Raw genomic sequence first — 19,127 nt, forward strand, 5'->3', positions numbered from 1 at the left:
CTCATAGGCCGGGGCCGATTGCATCGATGTTTTTGCCGAGTTGGTGGTGGCTAAGGTTATCGAAAGCCTGATGCAGGCGGCGCAGATAATCTTCGGCCACCTGCAAGCCAAAGTGCGCCAACCCGTAAAAATAGATCTCTTCCATATCGTCCAACGCTTTTGGACGAACGGTTACTCTCCTGCGCATCCTTTTGCTTTGCTCCGTATTCTTTCCATGAACACATCACGATCCCATTCGACGGCTTCGCCGCTGTTCTCTCCTTCGGCGATTAAGCGCCTAAGCTCTTCCAGTTTTGAGGCGGCGGTACGTTCGCGCAAAGTGCGCACGGATTCGCGGATGACTTCGCTGGGCGTTCGGTAATCGCCGCTGGCCACCAGGTCTTCGACGAAGCTACGCAGTTCGTCACCCAGATCTACCGTTAGTGTTCTGCCCATTGTTCCTCCTCACTTTCGGCTATGCTGCGTCATTGTAAGATTAGTTCTTACATTGTGCACGTCAAACTATCAGGATCTCAATAGCGGTCCCGTCATGAGGACGGGAGCCACCCGTTTATTCATTAAGGATAACCATGAACGAAATCACTGTGTCACGCCTCGGTTGCATCGTCCTGTCTCTGTTTCCGGCCCTGTGGGGGCTGTTTAGCCTGTTGAACAATACGGCGGATTTCGCCGGCACCGCGCGCAATGCGGTGGGGCCGCTGCTCGCCATGCAGGATACTTATCAAACGCCGGGGCTGATGTGGCGCGCGATCCGCGCCGACTGGGCCTGCATGTTGGGGTTGGCGGTCATCACCACGCTGGAAACGCTGGCCGGCCTATTCGCGGCCGCGGGCGTGGCGCTGATGATCGGGCGATTGAAAGGCCCTTACGCCGCCTTCGCCAAGGGCAAAGCCTGGGCGATGCTGGGGGCGCTTTGCGCAATTGCGGTGTGGGGCGTCGGTTTTATGGTGGTCGCCGGCGACTGGTTCATGGCCTGGCAGGCCAAGAAGGATCCGCTGGCGGTGCAGCTGGGGGCGCTGATCTACCTGGCGCCCAATGCGTTTGCCTTGCTGTTCCTGATGCTGCAGCGGGAGCCGCGCTAAACGACGGCGGAGCGGGGCGCGGTTACAGCGCCTTGCTCATATACCAGATGCCTATCGAGCCCTGGGCGCTGGTGTAGCAGGTCTCGCCACAAATGCTCAATCCCTGACGCTGATAAAAACGTTGGGCGCGGGTGTTGCGTTGCAGCACTTCCAGCCACAGCGTTTTTTGCCGGCGCTCGATAGCCCGTTGCTGCACCTGTTCGTACAGGCGCTGGCCATAGCCATTGCCGGCATGGCCCGGCAGGAAATAGATTTTCTGCAGCTCTGCGCCGCGGGTTTGCGTTGGCGCCAGCAGGCTGTCGACGTTGAGCCGCGCATAGCCGACGAGGGCGTCATTCTCATAGGCCAACAGCCAGCACACGTCGGGATCGCGCAGCGTCCGTTCCAGTGCGGAGACGGAAAAATCCTCCGCCAGAAAGGCCTCCAGCTCGTGCGGGTAGCGCCACAGCTCACCGAAGTGGGCGCGATAGGTGCGGATGCCGATATCGCGCACCAGGGTTAAATCTTCCAGCAATGCCTGACGAACGGTGAACATCAGTGCCCCTTTGAGTAAGAAAAATTACAGCTGCTGTTCCAGATGCCGGTGGGGCACCATCGCCTGATGCAAAATGGCGAGAACGGTGATGCCGGCAGGGCGGCTGCGGTAGTAGATCCTATGGCTGGCGTAAGGAAAACTGCGTATCTCTTCGCCCAGATCGTGGAAGTGAGCTTTACCCGCTTCCGGCATATCTGCCAAATGATGCATGACCTCTCTAAACTGCTCAAGATAGCGGCGAGATTGCGCTTGGCCCCAGTGCTCGATGGTGAAATGACGAATAGCCAGCAGATCTTGTTGGGCCTGCGGGGTGAGGCGAAACGCGGGCATCTCAGTCTGTTTCATCGGTGAGCAGACGGTTGAAGAAGGCATCGCCGTCTACCGCCTTACCGGCGTCTTCCTCGGCGGTAGCCTGCGCGATTTTTTGCTGCAGTGCGCTTAATTTGAGATCTTCCAGCGCCTGGTAATCTTCTACAGACATGACGACGGCGACCGGTTTGCCGTTGCGATTGATTTGCACCGGTTCACGCTGCGCCTTGAGCAGCAAATCGCCGAATTGGGTTTTGGCCTCGTTCGCGGTGAGTGCGTACATTTAATCGCTCCAGTTAATTAAATCGTTCGATTTAACCATTATACGGCGCGATGAAAAAATCACCAATGCTATTCCGGCGGGCAGGTTTCGTTGGACAGATGCCGCGGCGTTTCACGGCGAAAACCGAGGCCGATGATGCGGCCGAACAGGCGCGGCAGCCAGCGGCTGTTGCTGACGCGGGCGATCAGGCGCGAGCCGCCCGCCGCGCGGCGTTCGCCCGGTTTGCGCTGGCTCATTTTGATCTGCAGAAACTGGATGGCCCGGGTGGGAAATTCGCGCCGGCGCTGTACGCTCAGCAGATGCTTCAGCTGCAGCCGATGCTGGCGCAGCGGCGGGATCAGAGCGTTGGCGGCGGCCACCGCGTCCTGAATCGCCAGGTTGACGCCCACGCCGCCGATCGGCGACATGGCGTGCGCGGCGTCGCCGATGCACAGCACCCCCGGTTTGGCCCAGCGATCCAGACGATCGATGCGAATGCTCAGCAGTTTTACCTGATCCCACTCGACGATCTCCTGCAGGCGATCGTCCTGGAACGGCGCCACCTCGGCGAGGTGCAGCAAAAATTTCTCCAGCCCGCTGCGGCGGATCGCGTCGAAGCTGCCTTTGTCGATCGAATAGCCGCACTGCCAGTAGTCGCCGCGATCGATCATGATGAAGTTCTGTTTCGGCCCGGTGTGGCCCATCGACCAGGCCGGATCGCCCGGCTGCTTGCTGAGCTTCATCCACACTACGTCGCGCGGCGCGCCGAAGGATCGGCTGCTGAGCGCCGCCTGTTCGCGCACCACCGAGTTGCGGCCGTCGGTGCCGACCACCAACTGGCTGCGCACGCGGATCGGGCCTTCCGGCGTGTCGGCCAGCACGCCGCACACCTGGCCGCGGTCGTACAGCAGTTGGTGAACCTGCGTCGAGGTCAGTAGCCTGAAGTTGGGGAAGGCGGCGGCCTGCTGGGCCAAAAAGTTGAGGAACTCCCACTGCGGCATAAAGGCGATAAATTTGCAGCGCGTCGGCAGGCGGGTGAAATCCGCCAGCTTGATGTCGCGCCCGGCGACTTCGGCGTGCAGGGACTCCGCACGCTGGTGCGGCAACGTCAGCAGTTCGTCGAGCAGGCCCAGCTGGTGCATGACTTCCAGCGTCGACGGGTGAATGGTGTCACCGCGAAAATCGCGCAGGAAGTCGGCGTGCTTCTCCAGCACCGTCACATCGATCCCCGCCCGCGCCAGCAGATAGCCGAGCATCAGCCCGGCGGGGCCGCCTCCCACGATGCAGCAGGTGGTGGCGTAAGGTGTGATTGGTGATGACGACATGACGGTTGACCCCGGATAGCGGCCCGCATCCCGCGAGCCGCAAATGAATATGCAATTTTGATAATGATTATCAATATCAAGTTTGACTGTCAACCCGCGGCGCAGTGTGGTCAAAGGGCGCGGACAGATGGCCGACGCGGAACAGTTGACCGTTTTGCGGCCGCGCCTGCGGCGGTTCACGCCAGACATCCAGCCGCACTAACCGCCACTCGGCGGGATCGAACGCCACGATGGAGGCCAGCGCGCCGGGCGCCGCCTGCTGTTGCCGACGCAGCGCAGGCAGATCGCTGTAGGGGGCGATGGCCCTTTCCTGACAGGTCGCCCAGGCGGCCTCGGCCAGATGAGGACGATCGAAATGCGCCAGCCACGGCAGCCAGTGATTGACGCGCGGCCAGCCGAACGCCTGGCTGAGGCCCCTGAAACCCTCGCCGATCAGGAAGTCGCTCATGCCGGCGCCGCTGTTCCACAGGTAGAAGGGAGCGTAGAGATTCTCGGCGCTGCCTTCGCTGCGCTGCGCGTACAGATAGGCTTTGACGATCAGCTGCGGGCAGGCGTCGAGCCGGTGGCCGACATCGGCGATGCGGCGGCGGACGATCGCCATGTCGTAATCGGCGGGCAGGGTGAAACGGTATTGCATTGCGAGCATAAGGATTCTCCTGAAAGACATTGACCGGGAGAGCGTGACACGCCATCTTTATTAGTAAAATCGGTATTATTTTGATTGATAGTTCAGAAAATCAGGATGGTCAGCATGGGGCGAATCACGTTCGATCTCGAGGATTTACGCAGCTTCGTCACCGGCGTCGAGCTGGGCAGCTTCGCCAAGGCGGCTGAACGGCTGGGGCGTTCGACGTCGGCGGTCAGCGCCCACCTGAAAAAGCTGGAGCAGCAGGTCGGCGCGCCGATCCTGCGCAAGGCCGGACGCGGCATGGTGATGACCGAGGCGGGGGAGACCCTGCTCGGTTACGCGCGCCGCCTGCTGGAGCTCAATGATGAAGCCGCCGCCGCGGTGCGCGGGTTGGATCTGCAGGGCACGGTGCGGCTGGGGCTGCAGGAGGATTTCGGCGAGACGTTTCTGCCGCAGGTGTTGGGCAGCTTCGCGCGCGCCAATCCAAAGGTGAGGATCGAGGCGCGCATCGCGCGCAATGCCGAGCTGATCGACTGGGTGCTGAAAGGCCAGCTGGATCTGTCGCTGGCGTGGGATGGCGGTCTGAGCACGCCGTTTCATCAGGCGCTGGGGCAGCGGCAGTTGCACTGGATCGCGTCGCCAGGCTTCGCGCTGGCGCCGTGGCGAGAAGGGGATGAGCCGTTGCCGTTGGTGATGTTCGACGCACCCTGTCTGATGCGCAGCGCGGCGACGCAGGCGCTGGATCGCGCCGGCATTCCCTGGCGCATCGCCTTTACCAGCCGCAGCCTGAACGGCGTGTGGGCGGCGGTGAGCGCCGGGTTGGGCGTCACGGTGCGCACGGCGGCGGGTTTGCCGCCCGGCCTGTCGCCGCTGGCCCCCGATCTGCTGCCCGTTCTCGGCCAGCTCGGCGTGGTGCTGCACCGCGCCGAGGATCAACCTTCGGCCGCCGTGCAGCGGCTGGCGCAGATCGTGGTCGAGCGGATCGAAACCTAATCTTGGGCGATCGGCTGCTTGCCGCTCAGCTGGCCCCATTCGCTCCAGGCGCCGTCATACAACTTGACCTGCGGCGCGCCGAGCGACAGCAGGCCAAACGCCAGCACCGCCGCCGTCACGCCGGAGCCGCAGCTGGTGATGATCGGGCCGTTGATGTCCACCCCCTTGTCGCTGAAGGTTTGGCGCAGCGCCTCCAGCGATTTGAAGCGGCCGTTTTCCAGCAGCTCGCCGTACGGAATGTTGATGCTGCCGGGAATGTGGCCGCGGTGCAGGCCGGGGCGCGGCTCCGGCGCTTCGGCATGGAAACGCGGCGCGGCGCGCGCGTCGAGAATTTGCACCGGCGTGCCTAACGCCTGTTCCACTTGCCGCATATCCACCACCGCGTCGGCGTTGAACCGGGCGTTGAACGTCTGCGGTTCAGGCTGCGCCGGGCCGGTGGCCAGCGCCTGGCCCTGCGCGGTCCAGCCGTTCAGCCCTTCGTCCAGTACGTAAACATGCTGGGCGCCGAAATTGCGGAAGGTCCACCAGCCGCGCGGCGCGGAGAACTGGTTACCCTCATCGTAAATCACCAGGGTATCGCGCTCGCTGATGCCCAGCTTGCCCACCGCCTCGCCAAACTCCGCCGCCGTCGGCAGCATGTGCGGCAGCGCGGTGTTTTTGTCCGCCACGTCGTCGATGTCGAAATAGACCGCGCCGGGGATATGGCCGCGTTCGAACTCGGCAAGCATGTCCTTTTTCGGCGTTAGCCCCACCGGCGACATCCGGACGTCGATCACCACCAGATTTTCATCGTTGATATGTTGCGCAAGCCATTGAGGGGTCACCAGAAACGGAGAGTTCATCGTTATTGTTCGCCTGTTGTGAAAACGGATTTTCACTATACACCAGGCCGCGCGGGGATGAAGTATGATGTTCAGTCAAAGGCAATGGGCCGGGAGCGAAGAAATCATGACGGATTGGGCGTTTGGCGGGGCCAAGATCGCACTGTTGTGCGGCGATCTCTTGTTGGTTTACCAACGGGACGACAAACCGGGCATTCCGTGGCCCGGCCTGTGGGATCTGCCCGGCGGCGGGCGGGAAAACGGCGAAACGCCGCTGCAGTGCGTGCAGCGGGAGACGCAGGAAGAATTCGGCGTGGCGATCGCCGAACGTCAGGTTGTCTGGCGGCGGCGCTACGACGGCATTCTGCCCGGCTATCCCCCGACCTGGTTCATGGCCGGCGAGATCGCCCCCGCGCAGATCGCCGCCATACGTTTCGGCGACGAGGGACAGCGCTGGCGGATGATGCCGGTGGATCAGTTCATTCATCATCCGCAGGGCATCGACCATCTGCGTCGCCGGGTGGCGGAGTATTGGCGGCGGGGCGGTGGATGACGTTATTTCACCGCGTCGCCAGCCGGTTGATCTGCGCCGGTTCGACGATGCGCAGCGCGCTTTCCCGTCGCGCCACCGCGAGCATCGCCCGCCCGATTCGTTCGGTGCTGCTTACCCGGGCGGGAAACAGCCGCAATGCGCCGCGCCACAGCGGCTTGAACAGCCGATAGGCCAGATCGTAGAGGCGGGTTTTGGAGCGAATGCCGTGCAGCGGCACAATGGCGCCGGGACGGAACATCACCGCGTGGAACGGCAGCGCCAGCAGCGCGTTTTCGGTGGCGCCCTTGACCCTGGCCCACATGCTGCGGCCGCGTTCGCTGCTGTCGGTGCCGAGGCCGGAGACGTAGACGAAGACCATCGACGGATTCAGCGTCGCCAGCGGGCGGGCGGCGGCCAGCGTCAGATCGTAAGTCACCGCGCGATATTCAGCTTCACTCAGGCCGGAGGACGAAATCCCCAGGCAGAAGAAACAGGCGTCGTAGCCGGCGAGCTGCGGCGCCAGCGCCGACAGATCACGCAGATCGGGCAGGGAGAGCTGGCGCAGTTTGGCGTGGCTTTGCGCCAGCGGGCGACGGCCGATGCTGAGCACTTCGCTGACCCGCGGATCGCGCAGGCATTCTCGCAGCGCGCCCTGACCCACCATGCCGCTGGCGCCGAAAATAATCACTTTCATGCTCTGTTCTCCCACTGGCCGGCGGCGCGCTGCGTGCGCCAGCGGCTGGGCGTCAGCGCTTCCCACTGAATAAAGGCGCGGCTGAACGAATTCAGCTCTTCGAATCCCAGCACAAAGGCGATTTCGCCCGGTTCAAGGTCGGTTTCCGCCAACAATCGGCAGGCGGTGCGGTGCCGGGTTTTGTCCAACAATTGCTGGTAGCTGTAGCCGTGCTGTTGCAAGCGGCGCTGCAGCGTGCGCGGGCTGAGATAGAGTTCAGCGGCCACGCTGTTGACGCTGGGGCGCTGGCCGCGCATGCTGCGGCCGAGGATCGCCATCACCTGCATCGGTAAGTTTTGCTCGGCGCGCACCTCGGCCAACTCGGCCTCCAGCTCCGGCAGCAGCTGCGCCAACATGTCCTGATCATAAGTGATGAGCGGCTGCCGCATCAGCGCGCGATCGAACACCAGCACGTCCTGCGGCGCATCGAATCGCACCGGGCAGCCGAAGTGGCGCAACAGCGGCGAGTGGGGATCGTGACGGCGTGTCACCTCAAGCGCCTTGGGCTGCAGCGGCAAGCCGGTGCCACGGCGGCACAGGGCGGTGATAGAAGCGAACATTGTATCGATCAATAATTCCGGCGTATGGTCTTCGATCATCGTCCAGCGCGTATGCAGCCGTATACTGTCGCCGTCTTCCTCCAGCATCAGTTCTTCCGGGCACACCAACCGTTTGTAGCGCGCGACTTTGCGCAGCGCTTCGCCCATCGTGGCGGAGTGCAGTGCGGCGACTGACGCGATATCGTAATGCTCCGGCGCGACGTCGCCGCCCAGCCGCAGACCAAAGGCGGGATCGTCGCTCAGTTGGGCGAGGGCGCGCCAGACGGCGAAGAACTGGTGGGTGGTCAGCCGCACTTTTATGCGCCGCTCGCTGAGCAGCCCGGCGGGCAAGCCGGCCAACTGACCGACCCGTTCGAGATCGACACCTAGCGCCGCGAGGCGCACCGCCAGCGCGCTGGAAACCGGAATTTGATCGCTGCTCATGGTTGTTGCCTGCCAGTGGTAAGAGAAGGCATTACTCTAAAACAGCCTGTCCATGCGCCGATAATCCGATCGCGTCAAGATTTAATCTGATTGCGCCAAACTGTCGGCCGGCATCAGCGCCTGGATGGTGGCGCCGACCCGCTGTACCGCCTGTTCGATCTCCGTCGTCAGCGTCGGCGCATAGTTGATGCGCAGGCAGTTGCGATACTTGCCGGCGGCGGAAAAAATGCTGCCGACGGCGATTTGTACGCCTTGCTGTTCAAGATGGCGGTTCAGTCGCAGGGTGTCGAACGCTTCGTCCAGTTCGATCCACAGCATAAAACCGCCGCGCGGCCGGCTGACGCGGGTGCCGGCCGGGAAGTATTTCAGGATCAGATCGGTCATGCGGTCGCGGTTCTGCTGGTAGCGGGCGCGCATGCGCCGCAGGTGCTGCAGATAGTACCCCCCGCGGATGAATTCGGCGATCGCCAGCTGCGGCTGGGTGGCGGTGGCGCCGGAGCCGATGAACTTCATGTGCAGCACCCGCTCCAGGTAGCGGCCGGGCGCGATCCAGCCCACGCGCAGCCCCGGCGCCAGCGTTTTGGAAAACGAACTGCACAGCAGCACGCGGCCGTCGTCGTCGAATGACTTGATGGTGCGCGGCCGCGGGTAGTGATAGGCGATGTCGCCGTAGACATCGTCTTCGATGATCGCCGCGTCGTGGCGCTGCGCCAGCGTCAGCAGCCGCTGTTTGTGGGCGTCGGGCATGATGTAGCCCAGCGGATTATTGCAGTTGGGCGTCAGCAGGATGGCCTTGACCGGCCACTGTTCCAGCGCCATCTCCAGCGCCGCCAGGCTGACGCCGGTGAGCGGATCGGTGGGGATTTCCAGCGCCTTGATGCCCAGACCCTTCAGCGTCTGCATGGTGCCGTGGAAGCAGGGCGAATCGACCGCCACGATGTCGCCGGGTTGGCAAACGGCGCGCAGCCCGGCGGAGATTGCTTCCTGACAGCCGGTGGTGATCAGCAACTGATCGGGGCCGATTTGGCAGCCGGAGTCCAGCAGCAGACGGGCCACCTGTTCGCGCAGCGCGGCCACGCCCTGAATGCTGTCGTAATACAGGCTGCGCAGGTCGCCGTGGCGGGCTGCGTTGCGCAGGGCGACGATCAGCGGTTTCATCGTCGGTTCGGCGATATCCGGCATGCCGCGCCCCAGCTGGATCAGGCCTTCGCGCGGCCGGCTGCGCACCAATTCCAGTACCTGCTCCCATTGCGAAATGTCCACCGGCCGCTGCACCGGCGCCGTCATGGCGGGCAGCTCGGCCTGCGCGCGCCGCGTATGCACGAAGTAGCCCGACTTCGGCCGCGCTTCCACCAGGCGCTGTTCCTCGAGCAACCGGTAGGCTTGCTGCACCGTGCTGATGCTGACGCCGTGCTCCTGGCTCAACGCGCGCACCGAAGGCAGGCGATGGCCGGCCGGATACAACCCTTGCTGAATGCGTTGGCTGAGAATGGCGGCCAGCGTGGCGTAGCGTGTCATACAGAGGCCTCTCATCGGGGGTAAGGATTAAAAAACCGGTACAGATACTTTCAAAATAAACCATTCAGCGGGTTTTTTGGCGCAGCTGTATGAAAAAAATAGCGCCAGCGTGAATCTGTATTGTTTTTTGCCTGGCGCGCATCATCACTACCAGGCGAAAACATCAGGGGGAATAACAAGATGGCTCTGTTTACTGGCGCGCCGCGGCGGCGCTCATTCGGCGGGTCACGCTGGCGTCTGTATCTGCAACGCTACAGGACGCGAAAAGAATTATTATTGCTGGACGATGCGCGGCTGATCGATATTGGTTTGTCGCGTGCAGAAGCGCTGCGTGAAGGATGTAAACCTTTCTGGAAAGAATAGATAAGAGGAAAACCGATGCTGAGAGTCTTGGGCAAGGCTTCATCAATCAACGTGCGCAAAGTGTTATGGACCTGTCAGGAACTGGGGCTGACGCTGGAACGGGAAGACTGGGGCAGCGGCTTTCGCTCCACGCAGGAGCCGGCGTTTCTGGCGTTGAATCCCAACGGCCTGGTGCCGGTGCTGATCGACGGCGAGCGGGTGCTGTGGGAGTCGAACACCATTTGCCGCTATCTGGCGGGGCGGGAAGGGCGCCGCGATCTGCTGCCGCAGGAACCCGGCGCGCGCGCGGCGGTGGAGATGTGGATGGACTGGCAGGCCACCGATCTGAACGGCGCCTGGCGCTACGTGTTCATGTCGCGGGTGCGTGGGCATGCGGATTATCAGGATGCCGCCAGCCTGGCCGCCGCCGAGCGCGAATGGAACCGGCTGATGGGCCTGTTGGACGCACATTTGGCGCAGCACGGCCCTTATGCCGCCGGCGCCGCCTTCACGCTGGCGGACGTGGTGCTGGGGCTGTCGCTGAACCGCTGGCTGATGACGCCGTTCGAGCGGCCGAATTATGCGGCGCTGGCGGCCTATCAGCAGCGCCTGCTGCAACGCCCTGGCTATGTGCAGCACGGCGCCAACGGTTTACCGTGATATGAAATAAACGGTTCATTTTATCTTGTCCGGATACGTCCCGTCGTGTCCGAACTTTCCTCGTTGCATCATCCCGTCAATGTTTCATGAACGGCATCACGAATATGAACTTTATTTTCCTGTGTGCTTGTTATTGAAATTTATATTCCATATAAACCCGTTATCAACCGGCGCGTTTCATTGAGCGACGCCTGGTTCTACACAGAATTTCGGTCACGGGAGAAAATGATGAAACAGGTACGCGTTGGGTTAATCGGCACCGGTTATATCGGGCGTTGTCACGCTATCGCCTATGCGCAGGCCGCCACGGTCTTTCCTCTGAAAGGGGAACTGGTGCTGGAGATGCTGGCGGAGGTGACGCCCGAGCTGGCGGCGCAGCGCGCGGCCGAATTCGGCTTTGCGCGTTCGACCGGCGACTGGCGGCAGTTGGTGGCCGATCCGGCGATCGATGTGGTGGACATCTGCGCCCCCAACTTCTTGCACAAAGAGATGGCGCTGGCGGCGATCCGTCACGGCAAGCACGTGTATTCGGAAAAGCCGCTGGCGCTGGACGCCGCCGATGCGGCGGAGATGGTGCAGGCCGCGCGCGCCAAGGGGGTGAAAACGCTGGTCGGTTTTAACTACATGAAAAACCCCACCAGCCAACTGGCGCGCGAAATTATCGCCAACGGCGAAATCGGCGAGGTGGTGCATTTTTACGGCACCCACAATGAGGATTATCTGGCCGATCCGCGCACGCCGATCGACTGGCACTGCCGCCGCGCCAGCGCCGGGTTAGGCGCGCTGGGGGATCTGGCGGCGCACATCGTCAATATGGCGCACTACCTGGTGGGCGATATTGTGGCGGTTTCCGGCGATATGCAGACCGTGATCAAACAGCGCCCGGATCCGCAGGACCCGACGCGGCTGCACCCGGTGGAAAACGAAGATCAGGCCAGCGCGCTGCTGCGTTTCGCCGGCGGGGCGATGGGCACTATCGAAACCTCGCGCATCGCCTGCGGGCGCAAGATGGGGTTGACCTATGTGGTCACCGGCACCAAAGGCACGCTGAGCTATACCCAGGAGCGGATGGCGGAGCTGAAACTGTATCGGCACGATGAACCGGCGGAGCGGCAGGGGTTCAAGACGCTGCTGGTGGGGCCAAAGCACCCGGACTACGCGGCGTTTTGCATCAGCGCCGGGCACGGCATCGGCTTTAACGATCAGAAGACGGTGGAGATCCGCGATCTGGTCAATGGCATCGCCGCGGGCGATCGCATGTGGCCGGACTTTGAAGAAGGCTGGAAAGTGTCTTGCGTGTTGGATGCGATAGCCGCCTCCGCCGAACAGCGGCGCTGGCTGGAGATCAACCGCGATTGAAAATGAAATGGCGCTCTCCCGCGGACAGCGCCATTAATTTATTGTGTTGCTAGCTTAATAGCTTATTAAATTAATTTTATAATAAGTTATTGGCTTGATAACTTAGAACGAGAAGCACGAACAGCCGAACGCGCCCCAGAAGGCATTCTCATCCGACACCGGGATGCTGGAGCGGCGCGCGATGTCATGCTGGTGCGCGTGCACGCCGCACGGGCCGCAGCATTGATGCGCCTGGCTCACGACCCCGACGCGGGCCGCCGCCGACGGCGGCGCGGAGCGGTAATGGCCCGGCACCTGGGTGACCGGCGACCAGTCCGGCAGCACCGGCAGCGGCGGCGGCGCCAGCGGCGAGAAGCTGCCGGCGGCGTAGACCACTTTGCCGTCCACCACCGTCATCACCGACTCGATGCCTTTGATCTGCTCTTCCGGCACGCTGAAATAGTCCTGCGACAGCACCGCCAAATCCGCCAGTTGGCCGACCTTGATCTGGCCTTTTTTGCCCTGCTCGGTGGAGAACCAGGCGCTGCCTTGCGTCCACAGCATCAGCGCCGTTTCGCGATCCAGCCGGGCGCTGTCGTCGTACATCGCCATGCCGCCGACGGTGCGGCCGGAGACCAGCCAGTACAGCGCCGTCCACGGGTTGTAGCTGGCGACGCGGGTGGCGTCGGTGCCCAGCCCGACCGGCAGCTCGGCCGCCAGCATTTTCGCCACCGGCGGCGTATGTTTGGTGGCTTCGATGCCGTAGCGGTCGGCGAAATACTCACCCTGGAACGCCATGCGGTGCTGGACCGCAATGCCGCCGCCCAGCGCCTTGACGCGCTCGATATTGCGCTCGGTAATGGTTTCGGCGTGGTCGAACAGCCAGTGCAGGCCGTTGAACGGAATATCGCGGTTCACCTTCTCGAACACGTCCAGCATGCGGCTGATGGATTCGTCATAGGTGGCGTGCAGCCGGAACGGCCAGCGGTGCTCCACCAGATGGCGCACCACCCGCTCCAGTTCGTCTTCGGTGCCCGGCGGCAGATCCGGGCGCGGCTGCAGGAAGTCTTCGAAGTCGGCGGCGGAAAACACCAGCATCTCGCCGGCGCCGTTGTGGCGATAGAAGTCGGTGCCCTGGCCCGGCTTGAGCATGTCGGTCCACAGCTCGAAGTCTTCCAGCTCCTGTTTAGGCCGCTGGGTGAACAGGTTATAGGCGATGCGGATGGTCAGCTGCTTTTTCTCGTGCAGCTCGGCAATCACCTGATAATCCTCCGGGTAGTTCTGGAAACCGCCGCCGGCGTCGATGGCGCTGGTGAGGCCGAGGCGGTTCAGCTCACGCATGAACTGGCGGGTGGAGTTGACCTGCTGTTCCAGCGGCAGCTTCGGCCCTTTCGCCAGCGTGGCGTACAGGATCATGGCGTTGGGTTTGGCGATCAGCATGCCGGTCGGGTTGCCGTTGGCGTCGCGCTGGATCTCGCCGCCCGGCGGGTTCGGCGTGTCTTTGGTGTAGCCGACCACCTTCAGCGCCGCGCGGTTGAGCAGCGCGCGATCGTAGAGATGCAGAATAAACACCGGCGTGTCCGGCGCCGCCTGGTTGATTTCGTCCAGTGTCGGCATGCGGCGTTCGGCAAACTGGAACTCGGTCCAGCCGCCGACCACCCGCACCCATTGCGGGCTCGGCGTGCGCAGCGCCTGTTCTTTCAACATGCGCAGCGCGTCGGCCAGCGAGGGCACGCCTTCCCAGCGCAGCTCCAGGTTATAGTTCAGGCCGCCGCGGATCAGGTGCAGGTGCGAGTCGTTCAGGCCCGGAATGGCGGTGTGGCCGTGCAGATCGATCACCTGGGTCTCCGGCCCGGCGTGCTGCATGACTTCGCTTTCGCTGCCGACCGCCAGAAACTTGCCGTCGCGGATGGCGACCGCCTGTGCGGTAGGATTTTGGCGATCGACGGTGTGAAACTTGCCGTTGGTGATGATCAATGAAGCGTGGTGGTTCATAACATTCTCCCGGCGAACCGCCTAGCGGCGGGTCAGCCATTGATGAAAAACGCGAGTCACGATAGGCATCCACAGGTACACCACCAGGGCGACCACGGTGGCGTCATTGAGAAAATGGCCGAGCAGCGTGCCGTCCAGCTGCGGCAGCGCCAGCCCCCAAAACCAGGGCACCAGATTGGTGGAAGGGAAAATCACCAGCAGGGTGATGATGAACTGCTTCCACTGGGGCGGCTGGCGCACGCCGGGGTTGGGCGGGGTAAACCAGAACTCCGCGCCGGGGCGGATCTCGATATGGTCGTTCTCCAGCAACAGCGGAGTGACTTCTTCGATGTATTGCTTGCGCAGCGGCGAGTTGAGCCAGCGGTAGAGATTGTCGAGATTGTCGAAGCGGACCAGCACCGTATAGGCCTGTTCGCTGTCGGATGGGCGGATGACGTTGACGCCCAGATGGCCGGTGAAGCCCGCGGCGTCCGGCATGATGCGGTTCAGCCAAGCCTCATAGGCCTGCTCGTTCCCCGGCGCCAAACGGTGGGTGATCACCAGCGTGACATGCTGCGGATGGGCCATAAAACCGACTCCTGAAAATACCCCGGCGCGGGGCCGGGGCAAGGGGAATTATTTCACCGTGCGGGCCGGTGCGTGGTGCACCATGGTGTAAGCGTAGTCGACGCCCATGCCGTACGCGCCGCTGTGTTCGCGCACCAGCGCCATCACCGCGTCGTAGGTGTCTTTGCGCGCCCAGTCGCGTTGGTACTCCAGCAGCACCTGCTGCCAGGTCACCGGTACGGCGCCGGCTTGCACCATGCGGTCGATCGAACGTTCGTGCGCATCGACGGAGGTGCCGCCGGAGGTGTCGGTCACCACATACACTTCATAGCCGGCTTCCAGCGCCATCAGCGCCGGGAAGGTCAGGCAGACTTCGGTCCACAGCGCGGAGATCACCAGCTTTTTGCGGCCGGTGGCTTCCACGGCTTTGACGAAGGCCGCGTCTTCCCAGGAGTTCATCGAGGTGCGTTCAATCGGGGTGATTTCAGGGTGCACCGCCAGCAGTTCCGGCCAGATATAGCCGCTGAAGCTTTCGGTTTCGACCGAGGTGAAAAGGGTGGGAACGTTGAAAATCTTGCCTGCCTTCGCCAAACCAACAACGTTGTTTTTCAGTTGCTGACGATCAATATTAGCCACGCCGAAGGCCATTTGCGGTTGATGGTCGATAAAAATCAGTGCGGAATTGTCTTTATCAAGCAGTTGAAACTTGGACATAATTTACCTTCCCAGTGATATTTCGGTTGAACATCTGATGAGTGTAACGCCGATAAAACCCATGGTAGGCAGAGGGCGATTTCAAAGATACCGCAGAATTTTTGCCGACTTGTTGAGTTTTTTTATACACGGGAGAAAGCATGAGATTAAACCTGGAAGCGCTGCTGATTTTGGACGCGCTGGACCGGCACGGATCTTTCGCCGCCGCGGCCGCCGCACTGTTTAAAACCCCTTCGGCACTGAGCTATATGGTGCAAAAGCTGGAGAACGATCTCGACATTACCCTGCTGGATCGCTCCGGGCATCGGGCGAAGTTCACCGATACCGGCAAGCTGATGCTGGAAAAGGGGCGGGTGCTGCTGCGGGCGGCACAGGATCTGGAGCAGCAGGCGCGCTATGTGGAGAACGGCTGGGAAAGCGAGATTACGCTTGGGATCGACGCCTCCTTCCCGTTTGCCCGCCTGTTGCCGCTGATCGACGAGTTTTATCGGCAGCATCACCATACCCGGCTGCGTTTCAGCCACGAGGTGCTGGCCGGTTCCTGGGAGTCGCTGGTTTACGGTTGCGCCGACATTATCATCGGCGCCATCTGCGAGCCGCCGTCACGGGTAGGCTATGCGTTCAGCAGGCTGGGGCAGCTGGATTACGTGTTCGCCGTCGCGCCGCAGCATCCGCTGGCGGCATTGCCGGAACCGTTGCCGAAGGACGAAATCCGTCAGCACCGGGCGGTGGTGGTGCGCGACACTTCGCGCGTCAACGCGCCGCAGAGCCTGAATCTGCTGGAAGAGCAGGATACGCTGACGGTCTTCGGTTTCGACGCCAAACTGCAGGCGCAGCTGGCCGGGCTGGGCTGCGGCTATCTGCCGCGTTCTTTGGCGGAACCTTACCTGAACAGCGGCGAACTGGTGGCGAAACGCGTCGAATCGGAACGGTGCAGCGACATCGCCTATTTCGGCTGGCGGGAAAGCGCCAGCGGCCTGGCGGCCAAATGGTGGCGCGAGCGGCTGCAGCGCTATGCGGACGACGGCGAGGCCTACCCGGCGGCGCAGTGAGGGCCACTCGATAAGGATAAATCCCCCAATAAGGACATCGGGAATGAAAAAGACACTAAGCCTGTTGGCGTTGTTGCTGCTGAGCGGCTGCGGCGCCGGGGCCGGCCATCAGACCGGCACCCCGTTGCCGCAGGCCCCGGCACTGGCCGCAACGCAGCTCAGTTACCCGGAGCGGGTGCATAACGCGGTGAGCCGCGAGCTGCGCTCGCCGGAGCGCGCGCGCGGCCAACGCTGCACCATCAGCATACGGCTGCGGCCGGACGGCAAGCTGGCGAGCAGCAAGATCGTGAGGGGCGATGCGCCCCTGTGCGCGGCGGCCAGCGCTGCGGTGCAGCGCGCGCAGTTTCCGCCGATGACCAACGCCACCGAGTACGCGCTGTTCAACGCCGTGGTGCTCGATTTCGTTCCCTAAAGAGATGTGACCGACGGGCCGCTTGCGCGGCCCGTTTTTTCTCGTCTCGCCGTTTGCGTATTCACGCTTTTCCGCCAATAGTGTTTTCCGGGCATGCATTAAGATGATTTTTCATTGGCCGGCCAACGGGAGAAAAAGGCATGAAAGGCGAGCATCATTATCAGGTGGCGGTCACCTGGCAAGGGAATCTGGGGGCAGGCACGGAAGATTACCGCGCCTATGGGCGCGATCACCTGATCGGCGCCGCGGGCAAGGCAGACATCGCCGGCTCAGCCGATCCGGCCTTTCGCGGTGACGCGACGCGCTGGAATCCGGAAGATTTGCTGGTGGCATCGCTCAGCGCCTGTCACAAATTATGGTATCTGCATCTGTGCGCCACCTCGGGGATTTCGGTGCTGGCCTATCAGGACGATGCTGTGGGGGTGATGCGCGAAGACGCCGCGCGCGGCGGCTTTTTTACCTCGGTGACGCTGCGGCCGCAGGTCACGGTGCGCGATGGCGACGATCTGCAGCTGGCGCAACAGCTTCACGAGAAGGCGCATCACCTGTGCTTTATCGCCAACTCGGTGAATTTCCCGGTGGCGTGTGAGCCGCATGCCGCGTACGCAACCCGCTGAATTTTCACTTAGCTTTGCCATTTTCGTTATTTTGAACGTCGTTACGGCTCACGGATACTGGGGGGAAACTCCCCAACCGCGAGCCGCAGCATGTCCCACGCCCACTATTTGCACCCCGAACAACGCGACCGCATCCGACGGCTTTATCAGCGTTGGCACTGGCGGCTGGAACTGCCCACCTGGGGGATTATGGCGGCAGTGTACGGCGGCTGGTTCGGCGTGGCGCATTATTGGCAGGCGCTGGGTCCATGGCTTGGCGCGCCGCTGCTGATCCTGCTGACCACCGGGTATATGTCGCTGCAACACGAGCTGATCCACGGCCATCCGACGCGCTGGCCGCGCGTCAATCAGCTGTTCGGCCTGTTGCCGCTGGCTGTGTGGTATCCCTACGGGCTGTATCGGGATTCGCATCTGCGCCATCACCGCAACGACCACCTGACCGATCCGCATGAAGATCCCGAAAGTTACTACTTCAGCGCCGCGCAGTGGCGGCGTTATCCCCGCCTGCTGCCGCTGTTGGCCGCGGTGCGCAATACGCTGATCGGCCGGGTGCTCCTCGGCCCGGCGCTGGATATCGTCACCACGCTGTTCGGCGCAGTGAAGACGCTTGCAGCGGGCGATCGGCGCGCCTGGGCGATGTGGCTGGCGCACCTGTCGCTGTTGGCGCTGCTGCTGTACTGGCTGCAGATGCAGGGCATCGGCGCGGCGTTTTACCTGTTGGCCATCAGCTACCCGGCGCTGGCGCTGACCAAGGTAAGATCGTTTTTTGAGCATCGCGCCGTGGACGCACCGCAGGCACGTTCTATTATTAATGAGGCGGGCTGGCCGTGGCGGCTGCTGTTTCTCAATCTGAACTACCATTTAGTGCATCACGATTTGCCCGGCCTGCCCTGGTATGGCCTGCGCGAAGTCTACCTGGCGGAACGCGAGGCGTATCAGCGCCGCAGCCAGGGATTCGTCGCGCAGGGTTATGGCGAGTGGCTGCGCGATTACGCGCTGACGCCGATCGACGTCGGCGTGCATCCGCTGAGCGCCGGCGAACGGCGGGAGGAACGCGATGTCCTGCCGAAGAAAAAACTTATTGCGCGCTGGAAGCGCGTTTCTCAGGATTTTCCAACCGAACTGGCCCATGAGCCGGAAAACATATAACCAGAGGAAAAGTATGGCAATCACCTTATCACGCGGACGTTCCTTTGCCGTCGCCCTGGCTCTGCTGGCCGCCAGCGGTCTGGCGCAGGCGGCCGACTCGGTGCGCGTCGGCTCCAAGATCGATACCGAAGGTTCGCTGCTCGGCAACATCATCGTGCAGGTGCTGGAAGCCAACGGCATTAAAACCACCAACAAGCTGCAGCTCGGCACCACCAAGGTGCTGCGCGGCGCCATCACCTCCGGCGAGATCGACATCTACCCGGAATACACCGGCAACGGCGCATTTTTCTTCTCCGATGAGAAAGATCCGGCGTGGAAGAACGCCCAGGCCGGCTTCGAGAAGGTGAAGCAGCTCGATTACGACAAAAACAAAATCGTCTGGTTGGACGCCGCGCCGGCCAACAATACCTGGACCATCGCCATTCGTCAGGACGTGGCGGACGCCAACCATCTCAAAACGCTGGCGGATCTCGGCAAGTGGATCAACGGCGGCGGCAAGTTCAAGCTGGCGGCCTCGGCGGAATTTATCGAACGGCCGGATGCGCTGTGTGGGGTGACAATCATTTTAGCACTGTTCGGGG

Annotated in this window: 25 protein-coding genes; 11 read left to right on the top strand and 14 right to left on the bottom strand. The window is 62.4% G+C overall.

Features of this window, described 5'->3' with window-relative positions:
- Nucleotide 1: 1 nt before the first annotated feature.
- Together ADK28_RS33090 and ADK28_RS21385 are read right to left on the bottom strand one after the other, a co-directional pair.
- Nucleotides 2-187 (bottom strand): type II toxin-antitoxin system RelE/ParE family toxin, encoded by a 186-nt coding sequence (locus ADK28_RS33090; RefSeq protein WP_232065802.1) that lies wholly within the window; start codon nucleotides 185-187, stop codon nucleotides 2-4.
- Nucleotides 172-435, bottom strand: coding sequence for a type II toxin-antitoxin system ParD family antitoxin (locus tag ADK28_RS21385; protein ID WP_004939442.1), 264 nt, complete (start codon nucleotides 433-435; stop codon nucleotides 172-174). The genes ADK28_RS33090 and ADK28_RS21385 overlap by 16 nt, the downstream gene beginning before the upstream one ends.
- Nucleotides 436-569: 134 nt before the next feature.
- Between ADK28_RS21385 and ADK28_RS21390 the strand changes: the two genes are divergently transcribed.
- Nucleotides 570-1,082 (top strand): DUF2165 family protein, encoded by a 513-nt coding sequence (locus tag ADK28_RS21390; protein WP_033640967.1) that lies wholly within the window; start codon nucleotides 570-572, stop codon nucleotides 1,080-1,082.
- Between the two features lie 22 nt (nucleotides 1,083-1,104).
- Here the strand turns inward: ADK28_RS21390 and ADK28_RS21395 are convergent, their stop codons facing one another.
- The 5 genes from ADK28_RS21395 to ADK28_RS21415 all read right to left on the bottom strand — a co-directional run bounded on the left by ADK28_RS21395 (nucleotide 1,105) and on the right by ADK28_RS21415 (nucleotide 4,159).
- Nucleotides 1,105-1,617 carry a GNAT family N-acetyltransferase gene (locus ADK28_RS21395; protein ID WP_033640966.1) on the bottom strand — a complete coding sequence of 171 codons (513 nt, stop codon included), beginning with the start codon at nucleotides 1,615-1,617 and terminating at the stop codon, nucleotides 1,105-1,107.
- Nucleotides 1,618-1,641: 24 nt separating this feature from the next.
- On the bottom strand, nucleotides 1,642-1,947 hold the full coding sequence (locus ADK28_RS21400; RefSeq protein ID WP_065426244.1) for a type II toxin-antitoxin system RelE/ParE family toxin: 306 nt from the start codon (nucleotides 1,945-1,947) through the stop codon (nucleotides 1,642-1,644).
- Nucleotide 1,948: 1 nt separating this feature from the next.
- Nucleotides 1,949-2,209 carry a type II toxin-antitoxin system Phd/YefM family antitoxin gene (locus tag ADK28_RS21405; protein WP_016928576.1) on the bottom strand — a complete coding sequence of 87 codons (261 nt, stop codon included), beginning with the start codon at nucleotides 2,207-2,209 and terminating at the stop codon, nucleotides 1,949-1,951.
- Nucleotides 2,210-2,277: 68 nt separating this feature from the next.
- Nucleotides 2,278-3,513 (bottom strand): FAD-dependent oxidoreductase, encoded by a 1,236-nt coding sequence (locus ADK28_RS21410; protein WP_033640964.1) that lies wholly within the window; start codon nucleotides 3,511-3,513, stop codon nucleotides 2,278-2,280.
- 76 nt (nucleotides 3,514-3,589) lie between these two features.
- Nucleotides 3,590-4,159 carry a DUF4865 family protein gene (locus tag ADK28_RS21415; RefSeq protein ID WP_016928574.1) on the bottom strand — a complete coding sequence of 190 codons (570 nt, stop codon included), beginning with the start codon at nucleotides 4,157-4,159 and terminating at the stop codon, nucleotides 3,590-3,592.
- A gap of 105 nt (nucleotides 4,160-4,264) precedes the next feature.
- Here ADK28_RS21415 and ADK28_RS21420 point away from each other — a divergent pair, with 105 nt between their 5' ends.
- Entirely contained in the window at nucleotides 4,265-5,134 is an 870-nt protein-coding gene (locus ADK28_RS21420; RefSeq protein ID WP_033640963.1) for a LysR substrate-binding domain-containing protein, read from the top strand.
- Here ADK28_RS21420 and sseA read toward each other — a convergent pair.
- Nucleotides 5,131-5,976 (bottom strand): 3-mercaptopyruvate sulfurtransferase, encoded by an 846-nt coding sequence (sseA, locus tag ADK28_RS21425; protein ID WP_033640962.1) that lies wholly within the window; start codon nucleotides 5,974-5,976, stop codon nucleotides 5,131-5,133. The genes ADK28_RS21420 and sseA overlap by 4 nt on opposite strands.
- A 106-nt stretch (nucleotides 5,977-6,082) precedes the next feature.
- Here sseA and ADK28_RS21430 point away from each other — a divergent pair, with 106 nt between their 5' ends.
- Nucleotides 6,083-6,508 carry an NUDIX hydrolase gene (locus ADK28_RS21430; protein ID WP_033641463.1) on the top strand — a complete coding sequence of 142 codons (426 nt, stop codon included), beginning with the start codon at nucleotides 6,083-6,085 and terminating at the stop codon, nucleotides 6,506-6,508.
- Nucleotides 6,509-6,515: 7 nt separating this feature from the next.
- Here the strand turns inward: ADK28_RS21430 and ADK28_RS21435 are convergent, their stop codons facing one another.
- The 3 genes from ADK28_RS21435 to ADK28_RS21445 form a co-directional block, all read right to left on the bottom strand.
- Nucleotides 6,516-7,181 (bottom strand): epimerase, encoded by a 666-nt coding sequence (locus ADK28_RS21435; protein ID WP_048796606.1) that lies wholly within the window; start codon nucleotides 7,179-7,181, stop codon nucleotides 6,516-6,518.
- Entirely contained in the window at nucleotides 7,178-8,203 is a 1,026-nt protein-coding gene (locus ADK28_RS21440; protein ID WP_016928569.1) for an AraC family transcriptional regulator, read from the bottom strand. Before ADK28_RS21440 ends, ADK28_RS21435 begins: the two co-directional genes overlap by 4 nt.
- A gap of 81 nt (nucleotides 8,204-8,284) precedes the next feature.
- The gene (locus tag ADK28_RS21445) at nucleotides 8,285-9,721 is read right to left on the bottom strand and encodes a PLP-dependent aminotransferase family protein (protein ID WP_048796607.1); all 1,437 of its coding nucleotides are present in this window, start codon (nucleotides 9,719-9,721) and stop codon (nucleotides 8,285-8,287) included.
- 180 nt (nucleotides 9,722-9,901) lie between these two features.
- Between ADK28_RS21445 and ADK28_RS21450 the strand changes: the two genes are divergently transcribed.
- The 3 genes from ADK28_RS21450 (at nucleotide 9,902) to ADK28_RS21460 (ending at nucleotide 12,082) form a co-directional block, all read left to right on the top strand.
- A complete protein-coding gene (locus ADK28_RS21450) occupies nucleotides 9,902-10,084 on the top strand; it encodes a DUF1127 domain-containing protein (protein ID WP_016928567.1) in 183 nt (60 codons plus the stop codon).
- Nucleotides 10,085-10,099: 15 nt separating this feature from the next.
- A complete protein-coding gene (locus ADK28_RS21455; protein ID WP_033640959.1) occupies nucleotides 10,100-10,723 on the top strand; it encodes a glutathione S-transferase family protein in 624 nt (207 codons plus the stop codon).
- Between the two features lie 228 nt (nucleotides 10,724-10,951).
- Nucleotides 10,952-12,082 (top strand): Gfo/Idh/MocA family protein, encoded by a 1,131-nt coding sequence (locus tag ADK28_RS21460; RefSeq protein WP_033640958.1) that lies wholly within the window; start codon nucleotides 10,952-10,954, stop codon nucleotides 12,080-12,082.
- Nucleotides 12,083-12,184: 102 nt separating this feature from the next.
- On the opposite strand, the gene ADK28_RS21465 is transcribed toward ADK28_RS21460, so the two are convergent.
- From ADK28_RS21465 to ADK28_RS21475, 3 genes are read right to left on the bottom strand one after another with little or no spacing between them, the layout of a single operon-like run.
- On the bottom strand, nucleotides 12,185-14,056 hold the full coding sequence (locus tag ADK28_RS21465) for an amidohydrolase (protein WP_016928564.1): 1,872 nt from the start codon (nucleotides 14,054-14,056) through the stop codon (nucleotides 12,185-12,187).
- 21 nt (nucleotides 14,057-14,077) lie between these two features.
- Entirely contained in the window at nucleotides 14,078-14,623 is a 546-nt protein-coding gene (locus tag ADK28_RS21470) for an antibiotic biosynthesis monooxygenase (protein WP_033640957.1), read from the bottom strand.
- 48 nt (nucleotides 14,624-14,671) lie between these two features.
- Nucleotides 14,672-15,316, bottom strand: a complete 645-nt coding sequence (locus ADK28_RS21475; RefSeq protein WP_004939390.1) for a hydrolase — start codon at nucleotides 15,314-15,316, stop codon at nucleotides 14,672-14,674.
- Nucleotides 15,317-15,456: 140 nt separating this feature from the next.
- Between ADK28_RS21475 and ADK28_RS21480 the strand changes: the two genes are divergently transcribed.
- The 5 genes from ADK28_RS21480 to ADK28_RS21500 form a co-directional block, all read left to right on the top strand.
- Nucleotides 15,457-16,368, top strand: coding sequence for a LysR substrate-binding domain-containing protein (locus ADK28_RS21480; protein ID WP_004939387.1), 912 nt, complete (start codon nucleotides 15,457-15,459; stop codon nucleotides 16,366-16,368).
- A 43-nt stretch (nucleotides 16,369-16,411) separates the two neighbouring features.
- Entirely contained in the window at nucleotides 16,412-16,780 is a 369-nt protein-coding gene (locus ADK28_RS21485; RefSeq protein ID WP_033640956.1) for a cell envelope integrity TolA C-terminal domain-containing protein, read from the top strand.
- Nucleotides 16,781-16,920: 140 nt separating this feature from the next.
- Nucleotides 16,921-17,397 carry an OsmC family protein gene (locus ADK28_RS21490; protein WP_016928560.1) on the top strand — a complete coding sequence of 159 codons (477 nt, stop codon included), beginning with the start codon at nucleotides 16,921-16,923 and terminating at the stop codon, nucleotides 17,395-17,397.
- A gap of 90 nt (nucleotides 17,398-17,487) precedes the next feature.
- The gene (locus ADK28_RS21495; protein ID WP_033640955.1) at nucleotides 17,488-18,546 is read left to right on the top strand and encodes a fatty acid desaturase; all 1,059 of its coding nucleotides are present in this window, start codon (nucleotides 17,488-17,490) and stop codon (nucleotides 18,544-18,546) included.
- A gap of 13 nt (nucleotides 18,547-18,559) precedes the next feature.
- On the top strand, nucleotides 18,560-19,127 hold a 568-nt coding region (locus ADK28_RS21500; protein WP_048796608.1), incomplete at its 3' end, for a glycine betaine ABC transporter substrate-binding protein.

Origin of the sequence: Serratia sp. 506_PEND (assembly GCF_001076875.1) — a bacterium.
GTDB lineage: Bacteria > Pseudomonadota > Gammaproteobacteria > Enterobacterales > Enterobacteriaceae > Serratia > Serratia marcescens.